This window comes from Mesobacillus thioparans (assembly GCF_965138835.1).
In the GTDB taxonomy this organism is placed as follows: Bacteria; Bacillota; Bacilli; order Bacillales; family Cytobacillaceae; genus Mesobacillus; species Mesobacillus thioparans.
Genome location: NZ_CBCSFH010000023.1, coordinates 1 through 21335, shown reverse-complemented (window position 1 = coordinate 21335; position 21335 = coordinate 1). Strand labels below are relative to the sequence as shown.

Below are 21335 nucleotides of genomic sequence, written 5' to 3'. Positions count from 1 at the left end.
TTGCCCAAGATGTTGCGGCGGTGATGAAAGATGGCAAATAGTAAACAATACGAAATTGCATTCAGGTTGGGTGCAAAGGTTCATTCTTCGATGGGTAATTCATTCAACCAGGCAAATAAAAACTTGAATAATGTCAATAAAAAGTTAAAGGATACACAAAACCAATCTAAAGTCGCTTCCAATGCAATGAATAAAGTAAGCGGCGCACTAAAAACAGCAGCAGCGGCGGCTGCTGCCTTTGTAGGTATAGCAGCAATTAAAAGCTTCACAAACGAATCAGTTCAGTTAGCCAAGGCGCAAATTGAGGTTGAAACCAAACTAGGCGCTGTATTACAAAACGTTAAAAGTATTCAAAAACAAGGACCCGAAGCATACAAAAAAGTAAAGGCTGAACTATTGGGTGTGGCATCCGAACTCCAAGGGGTTGGGGTGATCGGTGACGAAGTAACAATAGCTGGTATGCAACAATTAGCTACATTCCAGATGAGTGGAAAAGCTATCAAAACCCTTTCTGGCGGAATGTTGGATCTACTAGCTCAACAAAAGGGATTGAATGCTTCTCAGCAAGATGCGGTTGGCCTCGGTAACATGATTGGAAAGGTTATGGGCGGTCAAGTGGGCGCCTTGTCACGGGTCGGGATAAGTTTTACAAAGGCGCAGGAAAAAGCGTTGAAAACTGGAAATGAAATAGAAAGAGCAACTGTGTTAGCCCAGGTTCTTAAAGATAATGTAGGCGGGGTTAACGCTGCTTTGGCAAAGACAGATCAAGGAAAGATTCAACAGGCTGCAAATGCATACGGAGATATGAAAGAGGAAATCGGAAAGAAAATATTACCTTTACAAGCGAAGTTTGCGAACTGGTTTTTTACTAAAATTCCAAAAATACAAAACACCCTCCTGACTACGGTGGATAAAGTTACAGGTGGATTTGCCTATCTCAGCAGAATCATTAACTATGCTAAGCCTCACGTGATTTCACTAGCAAATAGCATTAGAACGAATGTTGGCCCAGTAATTGATGCCATCCAAGAGAAAGCTTCATGGCTTGGAAGCATGGGATTAATAGCCTTCAATAATATAAAACAGGCTGTTGAAAGCAATCTTCCTGGGCTACAAACTGCCAGAGACACTATTAGTTCCATAGGGACCAAATTAAAAGATGGTGTAAAAGCTGGATTTGAGTTAGCGCAACCATATATAGAATGGGCAGCCACCACGGGACTGCCAGCTTTTGCAGGAGGTCTCACGGATGTTTTAGTAGGAGTGACTGATACTTATAATTTCATCTCTGCAAATTGGCCACTCATTGAGCCAATCATTGCTGGGGTAGCTGCGGGGTTTTTAGTTTATAAATCTTACGTACTTGCTACAACTTTAATTACAAAAGGAGCGGCTGCAGCTACATGGATCGCGACCGCTGCTACAACGGCATGGGGTGCTGCCATTTCTTTTGTTACTTCGCCAATTGGAATTGTAGTTTTAGCTATTGGGTTGTTAATCGCAGCAGGAGTAGCATTATATAAAAACTGGGACACAGTAAAAGAAGGCATCATTTTTATTTGGAATGCCATATTAGCTGGTGTTCGAGGACCTGCGAATTTAATCATAGGAATAGCTAATGGAATTATTAGTGCTTATGAAAAAATGATTAACGCAGTTGCAGGTGCTGTCAACAATATGCCTAGCGTGACTATTCCTGATTGGGTGCCAGGTGTTGGAGGGAAATCGTTTGGAATACCTAAGATTCCTCAGGTAAGTCTGCCTCGCGTCCCCATGCTGGCTAGTGGTGGTGTAACAACTGGACCTACACTGGCAATGATTGGAGAAGGAGCTGAGCAAGAGGCTGTAATGCCATTATCTAAATTAAACAACCTTCTCACTGCAACAAAAGAAAAGGGTGAAAAGGTTCTTGAAAAAGCAGCAAGTATTGTCTTCGGTCCAACGATTATTATCCAGGGAGATGCTGACGAGCAAACAGTTCATAACGCGATGGGTTTATCATACAAAGAGTTTAAACGTTTTATGGACAAATACAATGATGACAAAACACGGCATGCTTTCTAACGGGAGTGATCCTTATCAAAACTTATATTACTGTATCTGGAGACACGTACGACAAAATTGCATTCGAAATGTTAGGGAGCGAGTATTTGCTCCCTATTTTATTGGATAAAAACCAACAGTACCGACACCACGCCATTTTACCAGCAGGTATCAAGCTTATAATACCTGACATTGATGTAGAAGAAACTGATGAGATTCCAGGTTGGTTGAGTGATGATATGAATGATGAAAATGGGGCTGATGAAGGAGAGGCGGCTGGAACATGGAATCCGGAAGAAGAACAATTTTAGATGTCCTCTATAATAACCAAAAGATTTCTAATGATATCGCTCCATTCATAAGTAAAATCAGCCACACTGACAATTTCATTGGAGAAGCAGACAGCATTTCTATAACTCTCAGTGATAGAGAAAACAGGTGGATAGGTCCATGGATGCCTAAGATTGGAGCCTCATTAAATGCGGCTTTAATCAGTTCTGGGTGGGATACTGAAAAGTCTATTAGAAGAAAGTTAGGATACTTTGAAATAGATAAAATTGAAGTTGGCGGACCACCTGCATCTTTGACCATTGGAGGGATTTCTGTCCCTGAGTCCTCTTCTTTAAGGGGAGAAGCTAAGTTTCGGTCATGGGAAAAAACAACCCTCAAAAAGGTAGCTACAGATATTGCTCAAAGAAATAAGGTTCAAATTTATTTTGACTCAAGTGATAATCCGACCTATGACCGGGTTGAACAAGAATACGAAACAGAATTATCTTTTTTAAAACGGTTGTGTACGGATGCTGGATTGGCTCTTAAAGTAACCAACAATAGTATTGCGATTATGGATGAACGAAAGTTTGAGATGGCAACAGAAGTTGCAACGATAAAACGAAGCAGTAGGAATTTAAAGGATTACCAGTTTGAGAATAATTTAACTGGCACATTCCGTTCATGTAAAGTTCAATATACGATTCCAAAAAAGAAAAAAACAATACATTACACCTTCACTCCTTCAAAAGGTCCAAAAACCGATAGGGTATTAATCGTGAATGAAGAGGTTAAAAACGAAGCTGAGGCAATGAAGTTGGCGAAGAATCGACTGAGAGCGGAGAATAAAAAAGCAATTTCAGGATCAATCACGATTGCTGGAATTTCTCCTTATTATGCTGGTCAAACGCTAATTTTAGACGAATTTGGATTCTTTAACGGTAAATATATAATAACATCTGTCACAATCGATTCAGGTTCAGGATCCTCCACAACTCTTGATCTAAGAAAATGCTTGGAGGGATATTAATGAACAGAAAAGATTTGATAATATTAGGCCGAGTTTCAACGGTATATCCAGATCGCTTAACTGCTCGAGTAATGAGAGAAGATAACGACTTGTTAACAGGCGAACTCTCGATTCTAGTAAATGGTTCAGATGAGTGGATTCCAAATATAGGTGACTATGTGGTGTGTTTGTTTTTACCGAACGGAACAAGCGGGTTCATCTTAGGTACTTTCCAAGGTGAGGAATAAGGCGGTGAGTAACAACCAATGGCCAATATAGGGAGTTTTGCTGGTGTTGCATTCGAAGTATCCTCCAAAAAAGCAATCCCATTGAAGGATTATTCTAGGAGCTCTGCCTCTAGGTGGGAAACGCACGAAGTGACAAAACATAAACCAATCCCAGAATTTATCGGACAGGGCCAGGAGCAAATTTCCTTCTCAATAAGACTAAGTGTTTATCACGGCGTAAATCCCGAAAAAGAATTAGCAAAGTTACGCAGCTTTAGAGACAACGGAAAAGTAGCAAGTTTCATCTTAGGTACCAAACCTATTTCTAAGAACTATTGGTATATTGATTCCATCAATGAATCAACATCGGTGTTTGGACCTAATGGACAAACCCTAACAGTTGATGTTGAGATAACCTTGTTTGAATACCCTAAAACTTTTGTTAAAAAGAAAAAAAACAAACCAAAAAGCAAAAAGAAAATATCCAATGCAACCAAAAAGAAAGTAACAGGAACAATAAAGATTAAATCATGGGTGTATAGCATTTATGTAAGGGCATCACCATCCCTAAAGGGTAAGCCCCTTACAGTTGCCCGGAAAAATCAGGTGTTAAAGGTATTCGGGACGAAAAAGACGGACATTACTTGGTACGATTTAGGCGGAGGGCGTTGGATATCCGCGAATTCCAAGTATTCGACTTTTACCAAAGGGTGACAATAATGATATATGAAGTATCTATAATACAGTCGATTGACTATGGGGCAACGGGCGTTGATGCAATTCTGCAGAACGTCCGTTTTATTATGTCAACAATCAAAAATTCATGCGTGATGGATCGTGAGTTTGGACTATCTCAGGATGTCATAGATGCCCCTATTCCATTAGCACAATCCTTGTTGGCATCGGAATATATTTTTGCTATCGAGTCCAGAGAACCGAGAGTGACCGTAGAGCAAGTGGAATTTGAAGAAAATCCGATTGAAGGAATTTTAATACCAAGGGTAAAGGTGGTGGTTATAAGTGACGAGGTTTAATTTGCCGGAAATTGAATTCATAAATGTGGATGCAGAAGAAATAGAAACAAACATTGTTACAAGGTTTGAGGAACTTTCCGGTACAACATTAAGCGAAGCTGATCCAAGAAGGAAGTTCATACAAGCAATAGTATATCAAATGGTTTTATTGCTGAATAACATCGATTACACAGCAAAACAAAGGCTACTTGCTTATGCAAGTGATGATTTTCTCGATCACATCGGTGCTAAAAAGAATGTTACGAGACTTGCTCCTAAGCATGCTGTTACAACCATACGATTTGAAGTTAATCCAATTCAGAATTCTTTAATTCCGAAGGGAACGGAATTATCCGTGAACGGAGTCTATTTCGAAACATTGGAAGATATCCAAATATCTCCGGGAAACTCAATAATCGAAGTAGCAGCTCAATGTTCAGAACCTGGGGTGATCGGAAACGGATTTCTTCCAGGACAAATCAAGGACTTGGTAAACCGTGATTTAATACCGTTTGTTACGAAAGCAGAAAACATTGTGAAATCCTATGGCGGGGCCGATTGGGAAGATGATGAATCTTATGCAGAGAGAATTAGACAATCAAATGAACGATATTCCACTGCAGGACCGTCAGGAGCTTATGAATATTTCGCTAAGTCGGCAAATCAGCTAATTTCAGATGTTAGAGTGGATTCACCAAGCGACGGAGTTATTGAAATAAGACCTCTTTTGGAAGGAGGCGAACTTCCCACAGAAAGTATTATTGATCAAGTTCGGTTAGCGTGTAGCAGTCGAACGGTTCGTCCTCTTACTGATAATGTTATCGTTTTACCTCCTGAGACAGTTTCCTATGATTTAGATGTTGTTTATCACGTGGAACGAATAAATGAAGTGCTTTTAAATAGCATACATGCAAAGGTTTCAGAGGCAATAAACGACTACATCAATTGGCAAAAATCAAAGTTAGGAAGAGGCATAGATGCCGGTGAATTAATTTCACGGATTAAAGCTGCTGGAGCATCAAGAGTGGATGTGTTTTCACCTGTCGCTTATATATCCATTGAACCTTATCAAGTAGCGAAAGAAGGAGCCGTCAATGTCACCTTCGGAGGGGTGATTTAATGTCAAAACCCAAAATAATTGAAGTTCCGATTGACTTGGTACAACTACTTCCGAGTTCGTTAACAAGTGACAAACAAACAGTACATTTAGCGCAAGCAATTACCGAAGAATTTCAGAGAATTGGAAAACAAGTGCATCTTTTCGATCCCGAAAAAATTGCAAAGGGTACATTTTTAGATTTAATAGCATGGGAAGAACATGTGGATTTCTACGATTCCTCATTGCCAGAAGAAACCAAGCGAGAATTAGTAAATAAGTCTACTTGGTTCCATGAATCTAAAGGGACTCCAGGGGCAATTGAAGATTTGATCACTACTGTGTTCGAAGAAGGAAAGGTGGTTGAATGGTTCGAATACAACGGATCACCTTACACTTTTAAAGTAATAACCAATAATCCATCAGTAACACAAGAAAAGGCAGCTGAATTCATTCGTGCTTTAGATTCAGTGAAGAATAAAAGGTCACGACTTGAAAAAGTTGAAATTACTCAGACCGAAAAAATGAATCTATACTACGGGGGATTCGTTCATATGGGAGAAAAAATGCAAACCAAAGCGGGTGATACGATATGAGTCAATTTGGTTCTTTGATATTGACCAATAACGGAAAAAATCTACAATCAAAAGCCCAATCAGGGACGGTGTTGCGATTTACGAAAATTGGCGTCGGTGATGGTCGTTTGAATGGAAGCGCAATTCCGAGCCTCAACAATCTTATTAACTTGAAAAAATCTCTTCAAATACAAAAACTAAAATCATATCCTGACGGTAAAGCTGTTGTTGGGTCCGTCCTGTTGAATCAAGATATCGCGTCAGGTTTTTATTTCAGAGAATTAGGGGTTTTTGCTCAGGATCCTGATCTAGGTGAGATTTTGTATTGTTATGCCAATGCTGGAGATTTGGGTGAGTACATTCCAGCGGGTGGAGGTCCTGATGTAATCGAGAAGGTAATAGACATATTCACCCTTGTAGGAAATGCTACTAATGTAACTGCCATTATAGATACAAGTGTAGTTTATGAAACCCAAGAAGGTGCTGCAGAAAAAGCAGAAATTGCTAAAAATGCAGCAATTGACTGGGCTAAAAGCTTCGGGATGGGGGACGTAGCGAAAGATGTTACAGGAACAGACTTAAACTTGTTGAACCAGACAGGATTCTATAGAGCAGATCGAAATAACGAAGCTACGCTTAATGGGCCTTCACGCGTATCTGGCGATCATGCCTGGGTATACGTTCTTCATTTTAAAAGCGGGGAATCAAATAAGAAGCAGATTGCTTATGACTTCGCGAACATCGCAAGATGGGAAAGGGTTTTTGTAAACGGCGCATGGACTACCTGGAAACAGCTAGCCACAGAAGATAGGATTAAAAGCTTTGGGTTAGTAGACGTAATAAGGCTTAGTAACGGCGAAGATTTAAATACAACCTTAAATACGGGGTTTTATTACGGTTTTAGCGGAAACCCTAACGCTCCTATAAACGGCAGTTATTTTTTAAACGTGTTTAGATATAGCAGTCTTTACACGTTACAGATAGCAGTATCTGCTGATAGCAATAAAAAAACGTTTACAAGGACGCAAATAAACGGTATATGGAACGGCTGGAAAGAGACTAGTAATATCGGTGACGACGTACTAGATAGAGCCACATATAAGATAACAACACCACCCGCGAGTTTTCCTGTAGGCACTACCGTTTTTAGTGTAATATCGGGCGACGGCTTTCCTGGTAGCAGCCAAGGAACTGTTATCACCCACGCGATAAATACGGATAGATCTGTACAATATTTCATAGAAAAAAGCGGAAATAAACGAATGTTTTTTCGAAACGGTGACAGCGCGTTAGGCGCCAGCAATTATTGGTCCGCATGGTCAGAAATCGTAACCGATGGCACGCCTACATTCACGAACCTAACACTACAGAACGGGGCTACTTCTGCTTCAAATAGACCTGCTAGGTATACGAGGGTAGGGAAATTAGTAACTTTAGAAGGTGAGATTAGTCCAGGCATAGCAGCTGGTACCGCTATAGGCGTACTTCCAGCAGGCTTCCGCCCGCCGACAACACGACTTTTTAAAACCGCATTAAATACCGCGACAACTAACGACGGTGCCACAATCTACGTAACTGAAGGCGGATCTATTGTAGTTTACGCGCTAGCGAATACTTCGAACGGTATATCATTAATGGGTATAAGCTTCTATGTAGATTAGATATGGAGGGAAGAAAATGATCGCGCATAAATACGACACAGTAACGGGCGCCTGGATACCAGGGGAAGAAATTATAGTAGGGGAAAACGAAAAACTGCCACCATTTTACACGACGAAGCCTGTACCCGTACCGAATTGGAAGCCTAAATTTATTAACGGGGGCTGGGTAGAAACAGCAGAAGAAGAAGAAAAGAACCCTATACCGCAACCACCAAAGCCCACATTGGAAGAACAACTGGAAGAAGAAAAAGCTAAAACAAGAAGGCTGGAAGTACAGCTTAACCAGACGAACGCCGATTTGCAGGGTTTTATGGACTACTTCTTTGCAACCCAACTGCAGTAATAGTAACGAAGAAAGGAGAATTATGATGGTTGTAATTTACAGTTTCAGAACAGGAACCTTTGCAAGGAACATTTATCTTTATGGTAATGAAAGGTTTACAGCACGCGAGGGGTTTAATGGCATTCCAGAAGAATACCATCAACCCGTAAAGGACTATGCTGCCAAACAATTTACCTTAATGGAAATTGAAAAGGCGAGGATAAATAATTGGATTACCCAGAATGAGTATGAGGATACGGTGTTACTTAGGACAGAAAGTAGCCCCGTTAGTTCTGAAAAAATATAAAAATACATTTTAAGAGTCCGATAAGGGCTCTTTTTAATTTGGGAAGGAAGATGATGATGAAACCTTATTGGGAATTAATAAATTTAACAAATTTATTAAATTTAAGAACTGGATTGGCATCGATTGTCAGTGGAATTTTAGGCACCATGATGACTCACATTTACGGAGGGAATATGAATCCATTGTTTATTGGAATTTTGTTTTTGGCTATCGTATTCGATTGGGCCGGAGCTATTTCAGCTTCAAAGAAGGATGGAACTTACGCTTCCCAATATGGAATCCAGGGAGTATTAAGAACTGGCGTTATGTTGCTTCTTCCTGCATGGGGAACGATGTTGGATAAAGCAATGGGAACATCATTTTTCTTCTTCCTTCTGACTGGCGGATTGCTATTCCATACGCTCATTTCCATGAGTGCAAATTTTAAAAGAGCAGGCTGGGACAAATGGATTCCTACCTGGGCACTTGATTGGATCGCTTCTGAAATCGAGGCGAAAATCAGAAGATCTGAGAGCAGGCTTCCGGTGCCATCGGAGAAAATAGTAGTAGCACCTTATGAAACAGTAATCCCATTAAATGAACAGGCAGCGTCAATTGAAGAAGGAGGAAGGGTATCTCATGAGTAAAACATTGATTGTTGACATCTCTCACCATCAGCCGACAAGTAGGATTAATTGGGCTCAAGCTGCTAAAGAAGTTGCCTTTATGGTCATTCGTGTGCAGTATGGTTCCTATTTAATTGATCGTGAATACCGAAGTCATGTTGCCAATTGCAAAAAACATGGAATTCCTTTTGGACATTATGCCTATGCGCTTTTCAAGAATGTTGAGGATGCTAAAAAGGAAGCAAAAGATTTCCTCAAAAGGATGGATCCAGAAGCAAAGTTTCTTGTTGTTGATGTAGAGGAAAGAACAACGGCTACTGTTAAAGAGATGGCTCTGGCTGCTCAAGCCTTTATTGATGTCCTGAAGGATGCTGGAGTGGAAAAAGTAGGTTTATATACTGGGCATCATTTCTATAAACCATATGGTATGGAAAATGTAAAAGCAGACTTCCTATGGATCCCGCGTTATGGAGCAAACGATGGAACTCCTAATCAAAAGCCTGATTACCCATGTTGCCTATGGCAATACACGGATAAAGGAAGGGTTAGTTGGTACAGTGGGAATGTAGACTTGAACCAAATAAACGGAGATAAGACCTTAGAATGGTTCACTGGGGAGGGGAAGCAAATTGTAAAAGATGTTACGCCTAAAAAAGTAAAAGGCGCCCAATCTATCGCCTCGGTAAAAGTCCATGTTGTGAAACCAGGAGACACGTTATCAAAAATCGCCGTAAAATATAAGACAACAGTGGAAGCCTTGGTTAAGCTAAATAATATTCACAATAAAGACCTAATTTTTACTGGACAAAAAATCAAATACCAAGGCACAGCAAACGTCTCGACTAAAAAAGCTTCCTCAACGAAGAAATTTCATAAAGTTCAAAAAGGCGATACAGTATCTGAATTAGCCCTTAAACACGGATCCAGCATCCAAGATATAAAGGCATGGAATAAACTCGACTCAAAGTACACAATCATCACTGGATCCACCATTCGAGTGAAGTAAACATTGAAGCCCTTCTCACTTAGAGGAGGGCTTTTTTTATTTCCTTATACAAAATAATGGTAAAACCATTATAATTTAACTAAAGGAAGGAGATGAGTGAGTAATCATGGGTTTTAAAAATTTCATGGCTAAACTGTCAGATCAAATGAAAAGTGACATTAAACAGGCTTCACGAAAAAAAGTGGACGTTGAGATTTTATTTGGGGGGCATATTGTACTTGATAAAAAAATACCAAATAAAATAAAGAAAGCCACATTGATTGAGGGGGACAACCCAGGTGAAATCATTGTTAAATCTTTATATGGCCAAAAACCATTTGTATTTGATGGCATAGACTGGGCAGAGTCATCCACCCGAAATGGCGGGAAAGCAGCTGTTGGGGCAATTGCGGGTACACTCGTTGCCGGACCTTTAGGAACCATAGCGGGCGCTGCACTAGGCGGTAAGAAAAAAGACACTTCAAAAGCATTGATATTTTTATATGAACTAGATAAAGAGCAGTCAAAGCCTCACGAATTACATATTGTTTGCAATGAAGACAAATACCGTGAAATAGCAAACTTATTATAACCTCTCATGTCGAGAGGTTTTTTATTTAAGCTCAAGTTGAATTCTTTCCAAAGCATCCTGGCTCAAGTATCCTCTTTTTACCGCTTCTGAAAAAATGTCCATTAAATCTATACTTTCATCTAAAGGATCGATAGAAATATTTGTTACTTGCAAGTATTTAACAAGCAGCACTTTCAATTGATTCATTTTAAACCACTCCTTAACACGCATCCATTTTCCTATATATTAAATCAAAATTCGTTCGATTTATAGCTTTTTTACAAACGTATGTTCGATTTTAGGGTTTAAAACAAACGTATGTTTGGTTATAATAAAAGAAAAACAAACGAAAAGGAGGCTTTTTAAGGTGCACAGAACGCTACTTTTGTCCTTAGAAGAACAAAAAAATATTGATATGATTTATCTCGATGATAATGGTAATTTAACTCAGCGAATCGTAAAAGTATTGGAAATCCAGGAGCATTATATAAAAGCCTTCTGTTTTTTGAGGAAAGGAAAAAGGACATTTAAACTGGACAACATATTATCCGTTTCCAAGATTCGCAGAAGCAGAAAGGTAGGGGCTTAGATTGTACTATTATGGAGAACGAAAACCATTAAAAGAGCGTATGGAGGAAAAGGAAAAAGAGATTTTGGGGGTTATAGCTAAACTCTTAAAAAAAGGGAATCATCCACCATCTGTCAGAGAAATAACAAGAGCAGCAGGAATGAATTCCACCAGCACAACATTTGAATATTTGAAAAGGCTTCAAAAAAAGGGGCTAATTGATTGGGAGCCTAAAAAAATCAGGACTTTGAAGATCATAAAAAAAGAAAGCTCTGCGGAATAATGCAGAGCTTTACGCTTCCACCAGCTTCACCGAGTTAATATTGATTTCAATCTTATTATTCACATGATTTACTGGTTTCGAAGGAGGGAGGAGATAATTGATATTTGGAACCTGAAAAAATTTCACCAATGAGCTGTTAATTTGATACCTGGTATCCGTTATCATGATGACGGGTGGAAAAATTTTTTGGTCCTCTGGTTGCCAGGGCTCTTGCTTCCAGGAATCTCTTAAATAATAAGATTCATATCTTGCTACCTTTTCAGCCATCAGCTTATGAGAGTATACGCTTTGCTGAATTTCTACAAAGAACGGACCTTGCTTCCAGATCATGAAAGCATCCGGCTCCATATATTCTCCCTTTTTTCCGTATTTAGGCTCAACCAAGAACATTTCCGGCTCCTCGAATTTCAAAAGGCTCTTATAAAAATCAGCAATCTTTAAAAAGTGCGGTATCTTTGCTGAATCCTTCTTTATTGGAGTAGGAGAAGGGAAATAAACAAAAGGAAGCCGATCTGTATTTACCTCGATATACCCATCCCTTCGGAGCCTTTTCAAAACCGTATTAGCGCATGTAACAGGCTGCTTTAAGCCTTTAAAATGCAAGTCGATAATATCATTCCTCGCAAGGCATCGGAACCGATGCAAATCCTCTATGATGGCTTTATCTCGTTGTTTCATCTTTTTAACACCCCGAATATATCATTCTCGCTTTCTAATTCGCTCTCATATGCATTTAAAGGCTGTTTCTTGCGGTCAGAAGGCGGAGCGCACTTATACCCTTCTAAAATCTTTTTAGCTTTATCGGTACTTAAATATGGAGACTGTACTTCTTTTAAATCGATAAACGCAGGGAGTTTCAGTAACATTCTGCCAGCTTCCTTGAGTTTTTCGCTGCCTGGTGTGCCTATGATTCGTGAATTTATTAAATCAGCACAACGGAATCCCATGCGAACAGTAAGGTTATTCTTCAACTTCCCATCTAGCACTTTTCTATCTGGTCTTTGCATGGAGAGGATCAGGAACACGCCCAAAGCTCTCCCGATTGCACTTATTTCCTCGACTAGCGTCATAATATCTTTTTCATCCTGCAGCAAAGCAACTTCATCAATGCAGAGCACAATATAAGGCAGTTTTTCCGGCAGTTCGTCAATATGGGAAACTTCAGCCCGGTCCAGTAAATCCCCTCTATGTTGCATCTCCTTTTTGAGTTGCTGAAGCATAGGCAACATTTCGCGGGCTGAGACGAACAGTCCTTGAACGTGCTCCACATTTCTAAAAAGATAAAATTCTGATCGCTTTAAGTCGCATAAATACAATTGAAGGCGGTCAGGAGATAGCGTTTGAATCAAGGTACTCAGAACACTTCTGAGCTGCGTTGATTTTCCTGATCCGGTTTCTCCAGCAATCAGTAAATGCGGATTCGTTACCATGCAATAAGCAATTAACTTTCCAGCCAGGTCCACACCTGCCACAATGGGCAAATCTAGACCTCCGAAGTGTTCGGAATAGGCTGCATAATCATAATTCAGTTCAGCAGGCAGAGAGACTTTATATACATGGAATTCAAACTTCTTATAATCACCTTTTAATTCAATGTTCTTCCCGAACACCTGGTGAAAGGCAAAGAAATTTTTCTTTAAGATGTGCGGATCTAAACCATTGGGGAGAGTGAAAATGTATTCAGTGGAGTATTTTCTATTTTGTACGGAATGAATTTTAGGGAATATCTTGCGCTCATCATCTCCAACCGTCAAATACAAACCGGAATACTTGAATGCCTTAATCATTTGTTTTCGGGACATTAATTCGCGCCATAGATTCATTTTAGAATCCACCACACTAACTCATTATGTTCCAGGAAGTAAACTCCTGCTGCCATGCCCACAATCGGCAACGCTAATTTAATGGCAGTACCTAGCCAGTGGATCCCGAATTCATCCAGCGTTTTATCTATCGCAATGAGTAATAAGGTAGCTCCTCCGGCCATCAATAAACCTGGTGTAAATAACATGATGTTCGCTCCTTTAGCGTCCGTTTGAACGCTGAGATTTTCCAGAAAACAAAATTGTCTAATAATCTGAAAACAAGACGGTTCCCCTCGCGCTCCCCTCCCTCTCTCCCGGCTTCGCCTCATTCTTAACAAATCTTTGGTTTTGCTTTATTCCTGTTATCTTTCTTGTACTATCAAAGTAAAGTTAATGCGGTAGATACTTAGTAAAAACCTTTGTAGCTTTCTTGCAGCTGCTTTGTTACTGGCCATGGTTAATACTATGTGACACTGTTTGTCCAAGTTTCACACTTTTTATAAAAAATCATAAATCTGTGATTAAGAGTCAGAAAATTGGTCCATGCTGATAGCAAATAAGCTAGAGGTAAGGAGTTGAAGAAAATGTTTGGCCTGGGGAAGAAAAGGTCTAAGTTTGGGAAGTTTCTGGATAGCAACAGCATCATCCAGGAGGAGTTAAGTAAAGCAAGCGGAGTGAACCGGAACACGATCAGCAGGGTAGCGGCATCTGATGCACAACCATCAATGAGGAATGCAGCAAGGATCATAAAAGCTTTAAAGAAATACGGATACAATGTGGATTATGACGATTTCTGGACCATGTAAAAGGGTGGCCATTTATTAATGACCACCTTTTTACATTACATCATCGTACTGCGACATAACTATTTTCTGCATTGCTCACAATGATGGTATGGGTAGTCTTTAGGTATTTCAGTAATTCCACACTTAGAGCAAGTGTCTTTTTCTAGCCATTCCCACATTTCTTGTTCCTCTTTTGATGGTTTCACTTTATACACTCCTTTTGACTATGCACTAAAAACTTCTTCCCACCCTTTTGTTGATAACCGTTCATTGGCTAACCGCTTGTCAAACTCCTTTTCAGCAAAATGTTTCCAATGCCGACTTCCGTATGCGACGTGTTCGCAAATTTCATTATCGTTCATTCGTTTTACTTTCTTTTTTATTAGACGTTTCTTCACTTTTTTCACCCTTCCTTAATGAACTACATGGGTCAAAAACACATTTTAAGCCTTCCATGTGTATGTTTCAGCTTGCTCACTAATACCTGTGAGATAAGTTGTTATTGAATAATCGTGTATTTCTGAAGTTTTGTTACCGTCACCTTTAAAAACGTTAGCAGGAGCATACTTTTTATTTCCTTTTCTGTAATAAATCATTTTGAATCCAGATTTTGTTTGAATTGACAGACTTAAAAACTTCTCCCAATTCCAATTATTAAGTATAATTTCATGTTTGTTGATACCGAGGAAATCGGGCGATGATGCAATCATAACCTCACAAAACGAAATGTATTTCTTGTTACCTTTGAAAACTCTTTTTACCTCTTTGATCGCTTCCTCTTTACTCATTACCCTTGTTTCGTAAGTCATTTTAATCCCTCCGTTTCTCCACTATTTCTCTTAATATATTTATTATATTTAATAAATTTAATAAGATTAATAAAATTATTATTTTTATTAAAAATCTACATTGTTTTTCTCTAAGTATTCAATAACAAGATTCTCAACAATTTTTGATTTGTTCTTTCCTTCATCAGCACAATGTTTCTTAAATGCATCAATAATATTCTCCTGGAAGGAAAACGAATCAGGAATCCTTTTGTATTTCTTCTTTGGAGCAACATCTTCCTCATTCGTAAACTTCTCCAGTGGATTTCGTCTACCTTGTTTTTTTGTTGCAGGAACATCTATTTGTTCCTCTAAAGCATCTAATTCATCTAAGTTGATATCCATATCCATTAAGCAGTTACCTCGCTTTCCATTCTTTTAAATGCATTGTTGGCCACGATCCTAAAATCCTCCATGATGTTCTTAGTGTACTTGTTTTCTAATTCACTCAACAGCAAGCCTTCATTTTTGGATGTAGAGACGGTGGTGGAATATCTTATGTCTCCAAGGAATTTATCAGCTCCTACACCCTTCTGGATCATCTCATCTTTCATGGTCCTCATTTGCGCTGAAGCTTTCCCTTTTGTGAATTCAACCTTGTTGAATGCAATGCCATAATCAACACTGTATCCAGCTGATTTATAGTCATCGATAATTTCAACACAGCGAATTGCAGCGAGTTTTGAATCCAGATCCACTTCGGAAGGTATTAAGCAGAAATCGGAAGCAGCAATTGAGTAATTTACAATGTCGCTGTTTTCATTCGGATGAGTGTCGATAATCACATAATCAAACATTGCAAGCAGCGGCTTCACCTTCACTTTGATTACTTCTAATTGCCTTAGTTTCGGAACCTTTTTCGAAACCCAATCTTCGAAATCATCTATGCGCTCATCTGATGGTATGTAGTAAATATTTGTGTCTTTGTACCTCTGAATGACTTCCGAAGGTTTCGCATCCCCTGTTAACCAGTCATAGGCTGTCTTGTTGAAAGAGTCTCTATCTTTCAGAAATCCAGTCGCTATGGATGAATTCTGACAGGTATCTATGATACATACCTTTTTATTTTGTTCATTTGCTACGATGCTAAGGAACCTGGTGAGAGTTGATTTGCCGACTCCACCTTTTGTAGACAGTACAGTAATAACCTTTCCAGACATTCGAAATCCCTCCATTAATAATTGTTTGTTGTATATAATTCTATCTTAATATCGGAATTCCTTCTATTAAATTTAATAAATTTATTAATTTTATTAAATTTAATAGAAATAATAAAACAGGGAATATACTCATTCCCTGCTATTTTTAAATTCTATATATCTTCTTAAGGAGAAAACATCATTCAATCCAAAGTGGGTTGCGAGCTCTTCGGAACTCTGATCGCCATTCAATGACTCCAGGATGCAAGTGTTTCGCAAGTGAAGCGCAGATAATCCATGCAGCCCTGCTTTCTCCATTTCTTTCAACAGCATACTTTGGATTGCTCTGACGGAAAGTCGTTTAGGTTCACCTAAAGAATAGTCGTACTGAAAGGACATGGATACGTTGTTAAAAGCGACAAAGACGGGCTGTTGGCTATTGTATTTCGGTCTGAACAATTTAGGTATTGAATGGATATATGATCTCAGAGGAATCAAATATGCGTTTTTAAGCCGTACAGGGCGACCTCTTAGAATTAAAGTGCCCTGGCTTAGGTTTAGGTCGGTCATATTCAAATGATGAATTTCAGAGGGGCTGAGACCGAAATAACGCATTAAAAAAACAATGGCCAGGTTCCTATCAATCAAAACATTTCTGGAGACAGCTTTACTTACCGCATCGATATCTTCAGCTTTGATGGATTTAAGAAGCTTTCGAAGCTGCAGGTCATTAATGAAATCTTTCTCAGTTAACTTTCTAAGTGGTTCAACTTCACTTACAAGATGAATGATACCCAGCGGATCTAAACCATAAAAGCGTCTAAGGCGATTAATAACAGTTCCGTGCCTTCGAATGGTTGCAGCTGTGTAGCCTTTAGCCTTTTGGCCATGAAGATAGGAAATAACATCAGCTGAAGACAGCGATTTAAAATCTTCAAGAGATGCAATCTTTTTGCGATTTTCTAACCAGGCAGCGAACGGTTTCAAATCAGATGAATATTGTTTTACGGTTGCTGATGATCTACCAGAGGCGGACAGTGTTTGAATGAAGTCGACCATATAAGCAGGAAGCTCCTTAGTTTCCGTCATATTACCCCTCCTAAAATTAATTTTACGCATCCAACAATATAATTAAATCAAACTAAACTCACGTCAGCAAGGAATTGTTGCATTTTGACATAAATCGGATCTGGTTTTTTGGTATTCCAGTGTTTTTGAAATTGAATGCGTAAAATTATTTAAGAATTGATATAGCATTGTATGCATTTTGCCTTCCGAAAAGGTTCTGAAGAGGTTTTGAAACAGATTTTAAATGTGATTTTTAAATTAAGTTCTAAATGGGGAATTTAATGAATTTATAAAACAATATAAGTAGAAAAAAACAATATAAGTAGAAATAACAATAAAAGATAGGAAAAACCAAAAAGAATAGAGGGAATAAAGTTTCCTTAATTGAACCCTACAGCCTCAAGCGCTCTGGAAGATTCAACGTAAACAATTAACGAATTATCCAGATATCCACAATTCAACAGTCGGAAAAATGTGGACATAGTAAACATCAGGCGAAATAAGGGAAGGATTAGTAAACATCTATCGTAAATGAGAGATTAAAGTAAACAACTATCGAAGGGAAGATTTCATTCCTGATCGTACAATTTTTAAAAATGAACATAAAAAAGAGCCTTATCCTTAAATTAAGGCAGGCTCCAAATGGCGAAACAGAAAAAAAGCAGCAAAAAAGCCCGTGCTGTTTAGGTTTTTTTCAGCATGGGTAGGGAAATATTCATTTTTAAAATTATGCTAGCTTTTCTTTATAGTCTTGGTACTTCTTCCAGATCCACGGTTCTTCCGCTCCAGTGGAGGAGTACGTTGTGGCCATATCCAGAACTAAGCCTGAACCTGACTGGTTGTCCAAGAATTGAATAACGTATTTCTGGAAACGGTCATTTAAGAATGCGCCAACAGACTTAAGTTCTCCTGGTTGAGTGCTTACGAATGTTTCTAATTGTTCTAATGCGAACTGCATTGATTCTCTGAACAATTTAACCTTCTCTTTTGGATTCCTAACAAATTGGGCGATTTCACCAACAATAGAACGGTATGCCTTGATGATCCCAACACGGTCTGATTGGAATAACGGAACATTTAGGTCCCTTAGTCGATATTCAGCATCTTTTAAAGCTTTCAGTGCTTCCGGCTCAGTTGTTGTTTTCTTCTCAATAACACAGCAAGGGTTAATATGTATTTCGTATTTATGGATCCACAGCTGAGTGACTGCCTTTCTTACCCTTGTTATTAGCTCTCTCGGCTTACGCTCCTTTAAACCAACAGGTGTGAAACTGAAAAGGGGAGAAAGGATATCTACCACTTTTCGAACCCTGGTCGCACTCGGCAACCCTAACTTGGTTTTTAATGTAGACATTTTTAATTCGTCTTTAACATCACGAAGAGACTCTTTGCCCTTCGGAAAATCACGATGGAAAGAGTTGAACAACTCTAAAAGAAGAATAAGGCCTTTTGCAGACGTTGCGCTCACCAGCTGGGCAATTACAGTTGTTTCAAACAAAGCTTCTGAAACGAAAAAGTAATTGAGACCGGAGCTACGTCCTCCAGATTCTTCTCGAGTACGATTATTTTCGGCATAGCCAGTAATTTCAATTTGAGTTTGGGAACCGATTACGCGCTCACGGATTAAACCTCTATCGAGAAGTTGATGATATCCGTTGCTGTTGGTTGATACAGGTAAATGAAGTTTGCTTGCTAGATCGGAGAGACGGAACCCAACGTCAAGCAACCCAGCTGCACTCTTAACCTCGGAAACTAGTCCGATGTAAACGGCAACTGCAGATGCGTTTAGTGGATGACGATTAAGTTCACATTGGTAGACTTCTTGCTTCAGTGATTCTAAAGCAGATTGGAAGAATTTGAATCCGTTGATTTGATATTTTTGTGGTTTCTTGCCTGTGTTAAACATAAAAAAGCTTCCTCCCTTAGAAGAAAGCCTGCTCAAACCCATGATTTGACCTCAAAGTAGTTGTAATTTTATACAACATACTGTAAAATCGAATTATGAGATATGGACTGCCTTAAAATCCCTGTTCTTGGCGGAACGTTTGTTTATCGGGTTTGAGGCAGGCTTTTTTTTATCTCGTTTTTTATTGTTTTCGGTCTCTTTATCTATTTAAAAGTATAAGTAGAGTGTACGCAAATTGCAACAAATATATTTTTAAGGGCTGCTGGATCATCCGGCAGCCTTTTTTATTTTCTATATATGAACACATCAGTTGTATCAAAATCGGCTCTTTTACCTTGCTCTTTTGCGAATCGGTTCAATGTATCGATTATATGTACTAAAGTTTCTGTATTAATCCTGGAAGAGTCATTCTTAACCATGTTGTAGATCGTAGTAGGCCTCACTTTAGCCTCTACTGCCAGCTGGTTTGGGGTGATATCCAATTTAGATAAAGTTTTGTTTAAAGTAAAAACGATTTTCCCCATTTAAGTACCCGACCTTTATCGACACGATTTTCTTTAAATATACCATATTTATCTATTAAAAAGTAGAAGGAATTATTCTGATAACTTATAGTTGATTTTTATCACTCTAGCAGTTAAACTCCTAAGTATAAAATAATTGGGGGGTGAGTCCGATGAAAAAGGTGATGGAATCAATAAAAGAAGATGCTAGAAAGCGGAAGATTACTAACAAAGAAATTGCGAAATTTTTAGGGATTTCAAGCGGACAAGTCACCCACTACTTCAACCTCACCAATAAAATCCCATTCTCGAAATTCACTGAGTTATGCCGGTATATTTATGAGGAAGAAACGAAAATCGAACCTCATTTAATCTCGTATGTTGAAAAGATATCAAAGAAAGAATACATAAGAGAGGCAGTAGAATGGTTTTCGAATAACGGGAAACGGATGCTGCTAGAAAAAGTTTTAGAATTAAAGGGAGAGGAAGATCCATTGCTTAGGATTTACTCGCTTCTCCTTTTAAGAAACAAAAGAGAAATAAAGGCACAGGATTTCTACATCCGATTGGATGCATTAAGGGACAAATCGTTGGATTATCCAGAATGGAAAGCGTTAATCAGGATAGCAACTCTATATGCATTCTGGGACTTGAAGAGTTTCAGCATGATTCCATTTATAGCTGAAGAGGCTTTGAAACAAGCAGAAATGATCACGAACCAGTATCTCCAAAAATCTTATCAAACTCGCGTATTAGAAGTTAAAGCAATTGTAGAAATGAAAAGAAACAACCTTGAAGAATCTGAAAAATTCGCCATGGAAGTCATTCGAAATGAAAATGATAATCCTCTATCTGCAAATTCAATGTACAGTTTGCTTAGTGAAATGTATGTATTTCGAAATTATGAGAGAAGCGTTGAGTACATAAGTAAAGCACTGGCTCAGTTTTCGGCATTAGAACTCACTGGATACTCCAATCGACAAGGGATGTTGGAAGCTACGCATGACTTCATAAAAATATATCACGGTAAAACTGATTTCCTGTTCTTAACTGATCCATCGGAAGAAGCTCACTTTTTAGCAAGGAAGGGGACGGATAAGGACAAAAAAAGAGCATTAGAGATACTAAGTAAAATCGAGAATGAAAACCATCGTCTAAGTTCACACCAGTTATATTACAAAGCACTATGCACTGGAAAGAAAGAGGACATGGATAATGCTTTAAATCAATTTATTATTAATGGAGATTTATTTTATTCGTACCTCGCAAGAGAAACAACCGATGTTTGACTAAAAAGATACAGTTTGTTCAAAATTTCCCAATATGCATTTTGTCATAACATGGTATAATTTGTTTGAGATTGTAAAATTATTCTTTGATTTACCAGTTGTCATATTGCGTACATTTAAACCGATGTTATAATAAATATGTACGCTAAACGAATAACTGGAGGTAATACCATGAAAGTTTTATCAAAATTTAGCTTGATGGTCGCAATTGTTGCATTATTAACATTTGGTTCCCTTGGGCTAGCTGCCGTTGAAGAAACAGTTACAGAAGAAAAAATCGCGATGGATCCAGGCGGAGTCGGTCATGCTATCACGCCGGAAACCGAAGTAGCTTATGGGACAGTTAGTATCTTGGCTGATCCAGGCGGAGTCGGTCATTAAGTTTATAAATAAAAGACATCATTCCAAAGTAAGAGGGATGATGTCTTTATTCATTTATAGGAGAATTTAGTGTTTGAGAAAAAAAGAAAAACACTAA

29 protein-coding genes are annotated in these 21335 nt (G+C 38.7%); 18 read left to right on the top strand and 11 right to left on the bottom strand.

Going from position 1 to position 21335, the window contains the following annotated elements; all coding sequences use genetic code 11:
* The first annotated feature begins 30 nt into the window (after positions 1 to 30).
* The 14 genes from ACNAZ4_RS22910 to ACNAZ4_RS22845 all read left to right on the top strand — a co-directional run bounded on the left by ACNAZ4_RS22910 (position 31) and on the right by ACNAZ4_RS22845 (position 10705).
* Positions 31 to 2064 carry a phage tail family protein gene (locus tag ACNAZ4_RS22910; protein WP_415818456.1) on the top strand — a complete coding sequence of 678 codons (2034 nt, stop codon included), beginning with the start codon at positions 31 to 33 and terminating at the stop codon, positions 2062 to 2064.
* Positions 2065 to 2150: 86 nt separating this feature from the next.
* Positions 2151 to 2354 carry a tail protein X gene (locus ACNAZ4_RS22905; protein WP_415818454.1) on the top strand — a complete coding sequence of 68 codons (204 nt, stop codon included), beginning with the start codon at positions 2151 to 2153 and terminating at the stop codon, positions 2352 to 2354.
* Positions 2327 to 3343 (top strand): phage late control D family protein, encoded by a 1017-nt coding sequence (locus ACNAZ4_RS22900; protein WP_415818452.1) that lies wholly within the window; start codon positions 2327 to 2329, stop codon positions 3341 to 3343. Before ACNAZ4_RS22905 ends, ACNAZ4_RS22900 begins: the two co-directional genes overlap by 28 nt.
* Complete coding sequence (locus ACNAZ4_RS22895; RefSeq protein ID WP_415818450.1) at positions 3343 to 3570, top strand: hypothetical protein; 228 nt, start codon at positions 3343 to 3345, stop codon at positions 3568 to 3570. The genes ACNAZ4_RS22900 and ACNAZ4_RS22895 overlap by 1 nt, the downstream gene beginning before the upstream one ends.
* Positions 3571 to 3588: 18 nt before the next feature.
* Positions 3589 to 4263 (top strand): phage tail protein, encoded by a 675-nt coding sequence (locus tag ACNAZ4_RS22890; protein WP_415818448.1) that lies wholly within the window; start codon positions 3589 to 3591, stop codon positions 4261 to 4263.
* A gap of 5 nt (positions 4264 to 4268) precedes the next feature.
* A complete protein-coding gene (locus ACNAZ4_RS22885) occupies positions 4269 to 4583 on the top strand; it encodes a GPW/gp25 family protein (protein ID WP_415818446.1) in 315 nt (104 codons plus the stop codon).
* Position 4584: 1 nt separating this feature from the next.
* Positions 4585 to 5682 (top strand): baseplate assembly protein, encoded by a 1098-nt coding sequence (locus tag ACNAZ4_RS22880; protein WP_415818444.1) that lies wholly within the window; start codon positions 4585 to 4587, stop codon positions 5680 to 5682.
* The gene (locus ACNAZ4_RS22875) at positions 5682 to 6254 is read left to right on the top strand and encodes a phage tail protein I (protein ID WP_415818442.1); all 573 of its coding nucleotides are present in this window, start codon (positions 5682 to 5684) and stop codon (positions 6252 to 6254) included. Before ACNAZ4_RS22880 ends, ACNAZ4_RS22875 begins: the two co-directional genes overlap by 1 nt.
* Positions 6251 to 7894 carry a phage tail-collar fiber domain-containing protein gene (locus ACNAZ4_RS22870; RefSeq protein WP_415818440.1) on the top strand — a complete coding sequence of 548 codons (1644 nt, stop codon included), beginning with the start codon at positions 6251 to 6253 and terminating at the stop codon, positions 7892 to 7894. Before ACNAZ4_RS22875 ends, ACNAZ4_RS22870 begins: the two co-directional genes overlap by 4 nt.
* 16 nt (positions 7895 to 7910) lie before the next feature.
* Positions 7911 to 8237 (top strand): hypothetical protein, encoded by a 327-nt coding sequence (locus tag ACNAZ4_RS22865; protein ID WP_415818438.1) that lies wholly within the window; start codon positions 7911 to 7913, stop codon positions 8235 to 8237.
* 22 nt (positions 8238 to 8259) lie between these two features.
* Entirely contained in the window at positions 8260 to 8523 is a 264-nt protein-coding gene (locus ACNAZ4_RS22860; RefSeq protein ID WP_415818436.1) for a hypothetical protein, read from the top strand.
* A gap of 173 nt (positions 8524 to 8696) precedes the next feature.
* Complete coding sequence (locus tag ACNAZ4_RS22855; RefSeq protein WP_415818434.1) at positions 8697 to 9149, top strand: phage holin family protein; 453 nt, start codon at positions 8697 to 8699, stop codon at positions 9147 to 9149.
* Positions 9142 to 10134 (top strand): LysM peptidoglycan-binding domain-containing protein, encoded by a 993-nt coding sequence (locus ACNAZ4_RS22850; protein ID WP_415818432.1) that lies wholly within the window; start codon positions 9142 to 9144, stop codon positions 10132 to 10134. Before ACNAZ4_RS22855 ends, ACNAZ4_RS22850 begins: the two co-directional genes overlap by 8 nt.
* Before the next feature lie 106 nt (positions 10135 to 10240).
* Positions 10241 to 10705, top strand: coding sequence for a hypothetical protein (locus tag ACNAZ4_RS22845; protein ID WP_415818430.1), 465 nt, complete (start codon positions 10241 to 10243; stop codon positions 10703 to 10705).
* A 21-nt stretch (positions 10706 to 10726) separates the two neighbouring features.
* On the opposite strand, the gene ACNAZ4_RS22840 is transcribed toward ACNAZ4_RS22845, so the two are convergent.
* On the bottom strand, positions 10727 to 10891 hold the full coding sequence (locus tag ACNAZ4_RS22840) for a hypothetical protein (RefSeq protein ID WP_415818428.1): 165 nt from the start codon (positions 10889 to 10891) through the stop codon (positions 10727 to 10729).
* Positions 10892 to 11274: 383 nt separating this feature from the next.
* On the opposite strand from ACNAZ4_RS22840, the gene ACNAZ4_RS22835 reads away from it, so the two are divergent.
* Positions 11275 to 11535 (top strand): LexA family protein, encoded by a 261-nt coding sequence (locus ACNAZ4_RS22835; RefSeq protein ID WP_415818426.1) that lies wholly within the window; start codon positions 11275 to 11277, stop codon positions 11533 to 11535.
* A gap of 9 nt (positions 11536 to 11544) precedes the next feature.
* Here the strand turns inward: ACNAZ4_RS22835 and ACNAZ4_RS22830 are convergent, their stop codons facing one another.
* From ACNAZ4_RS22830 to ACNAZ4_RS22820, 3 genes are read right to left on the bottom strand one after another with little or no spacing between them, the layout of a single operon-like run.
* Positions 11545 to 12213, bottom strand: coding sequence for a replication-relaxation family protein (locus tag ACNAZ4_RS22830; RefSeq protein ID WP_415818424.1), 669 nt, complete (start codon positions 12211 to 12213; stop codon positions 11545 to 11547).
* Positions 12210 to 13358 carry an FtsK/SpoIIIE domain-containing protein gene (locus ACNAZ4_RS22825; RefSeq protein ID WP_415818422.1) on the bottom strand — a complete coding sequence of 383 codons (1149 nt, stop codon included), beginning with the start codon at positions 13356 to 13358 and terminating at the stop codon, positions 12210 to 12212. The genes ACNAZ4_RS22830 and ACNAZ4_RS22825 overlap by 4 nt, the downstream gene beginning before the upstream one ends.
* On the bottom strand, positions 13355 to 13546 hold the full coding sequence (locus ACNAZ4_RS22820; RefSeq protein ID WP_415818420.1) for a hypothetical protein: 192 nt from the start codon (positions 13544 to 13546) through the stop codon (positions 13355 to 13357). Before ACNAZ4_RS22820 ends, ACNAZ4_RS22825 begins: the two co-directional genes overlap by 4 nt.
* A gap of 378 nt (positions 13547 to 13924) precedes the next feature.
* Between ACNAZ4_RS22820 and ACNAZ4_RS22815 the strand changes: the two genes are divergently transcribed.
* Positions 13925 to 14146: a helix-turn-helix transcriptional regulator gene (locus ACNAZ4_RS22815; RefSeq protein WP_415818529.1), complete on the top strand. Its 222-nt coding sequence runs from the start codon at positions 13925 to 13927 to the stop codon at positions 14144 to 14146.
* A 203-nt stretch (positions 14147 to 14349) separates the two neighbouring features.
* Here the strand turns inward: ACNAZ4_RS22815 and ACNAZ4_RS22810 are convergent, their stop codons facing one another.
* The 7 genes from ACNAZ4_RS22810 to ACNAZ4_RS22780 all read right to left on the bottom strand — a co-directional run bounded on the left by ACNAZ4_RS22810 (position 14350) and on the right by ACNAZ4_RS22780 (position 19589).
* Entirely contained in the window at positions 14350 to 14523 is a 174-nt protein-coding gene (locus tag ACNAZ4_RS22810; RefSeq protein WP_415818418.1) for a hypothetical protein, read from the bottom strand.
* Between the two features lie 45 nt (positions 14524 to 14568).
* Complete coding sequence (locus ACNAZ4_RS22805) at positions 14569 to 14934, bottom strand: hypothetical protein (protein WP_415818416.1); 366 nt, start codon at positions 14932 to 14934, stop codon at positions 14569 to 14571.
* Between the two features lie 87 nt (positions 14935 to 15021).
* The gene (locus tag ACNAZ4_RS22800) at positions 15022 to 15303 is read right to left on the bottom strand and encodes a ribbon-helix-helix protein, CopG family (protein ID WP_415818414.1); all 282 of its coding nucleotides are present in this window, start codon (positions 15301 to 15303) and stop codon (positions 15022 to 15024) included.
* Entirely contained in the window at positions 15303 to 16112 is an 810-nt protein-coding gene (locus tag ACNAZ4_RS22795; RefSeq protein ID WP_415818412.1) for a ParA family protein, read from the bottom strand. The genes ACNAZ4_RS22800 and ACNAZ4_RS22795 overlap by 1 nt, the downstream gene beginning before the upstream one ends.
* Positions 16113 to 16241: 129 nt before the next feature.
* Entirely contained in the window at positions 16242 to 17180 is a 939-nt protein-coding gene (locus tag ACNAZ4_RS22790) for a tyrosine-type recombinase/integrase (protein WP_415818410.1), read from the bottom strand.
* A gap of 706 nt (positions 17181 to 17886) precedes the next feature.
* A complete protein-coding gene (locus tag ACNAZ4_RS22785; protein ID WP_415818408.1) occupies positions 17887 to 19107 on the bottom strand; it encodes a hypothetical protein in 1221 nt (406 codons plus the stop codon).
* Positions 19108 to 19349: 242 nt separating this feature from the next.
* A complete protein-coding gene (locus ACNAZ4_RS22780; protein WP_415818406.1) occupies positions 19350 to 19589 on the bottom strand; it encodes a helix-turn-helix domain-containing protein in 240 nt (79 codons plus the stop codon).
* 152 nt (positions 19590 to 19741) lie between these two features.
* On the opposite strand from ACNAZ4_RS22780, the gene ACNAZ4_RS22775 reads away from it, so the two are divergent.
* Together ACNAZ4_RS22775 and ACNAZ4_RS22770 are read left to right on the top strand one after the other, a co-directional pair.
* Positions 19742 to 20857, top strand: coding sequence for an AimR family lysis-lysogeny pheromone receptor (locus ACNAZ4_RS22775; protein ID WP_415818404.1), 1116 nt, complete (start codon positions 19742 to 19744; stop codon positions 20855 to 20857).
* Positions 20858 to 21028: 171 nt separating this feature from the next.
* Positions 21029 to 21238, top strand: coding sequence for a hypothetical protein (locus ACNAZ4_RS22770; protein ID WP_415818402.1), 210 nt, complete (start codon positions 21029 to 21031; stop codon positions 21236 to 21238).
* Positions 21239 to 21335 lie beyond the last annotated feature (97 nt).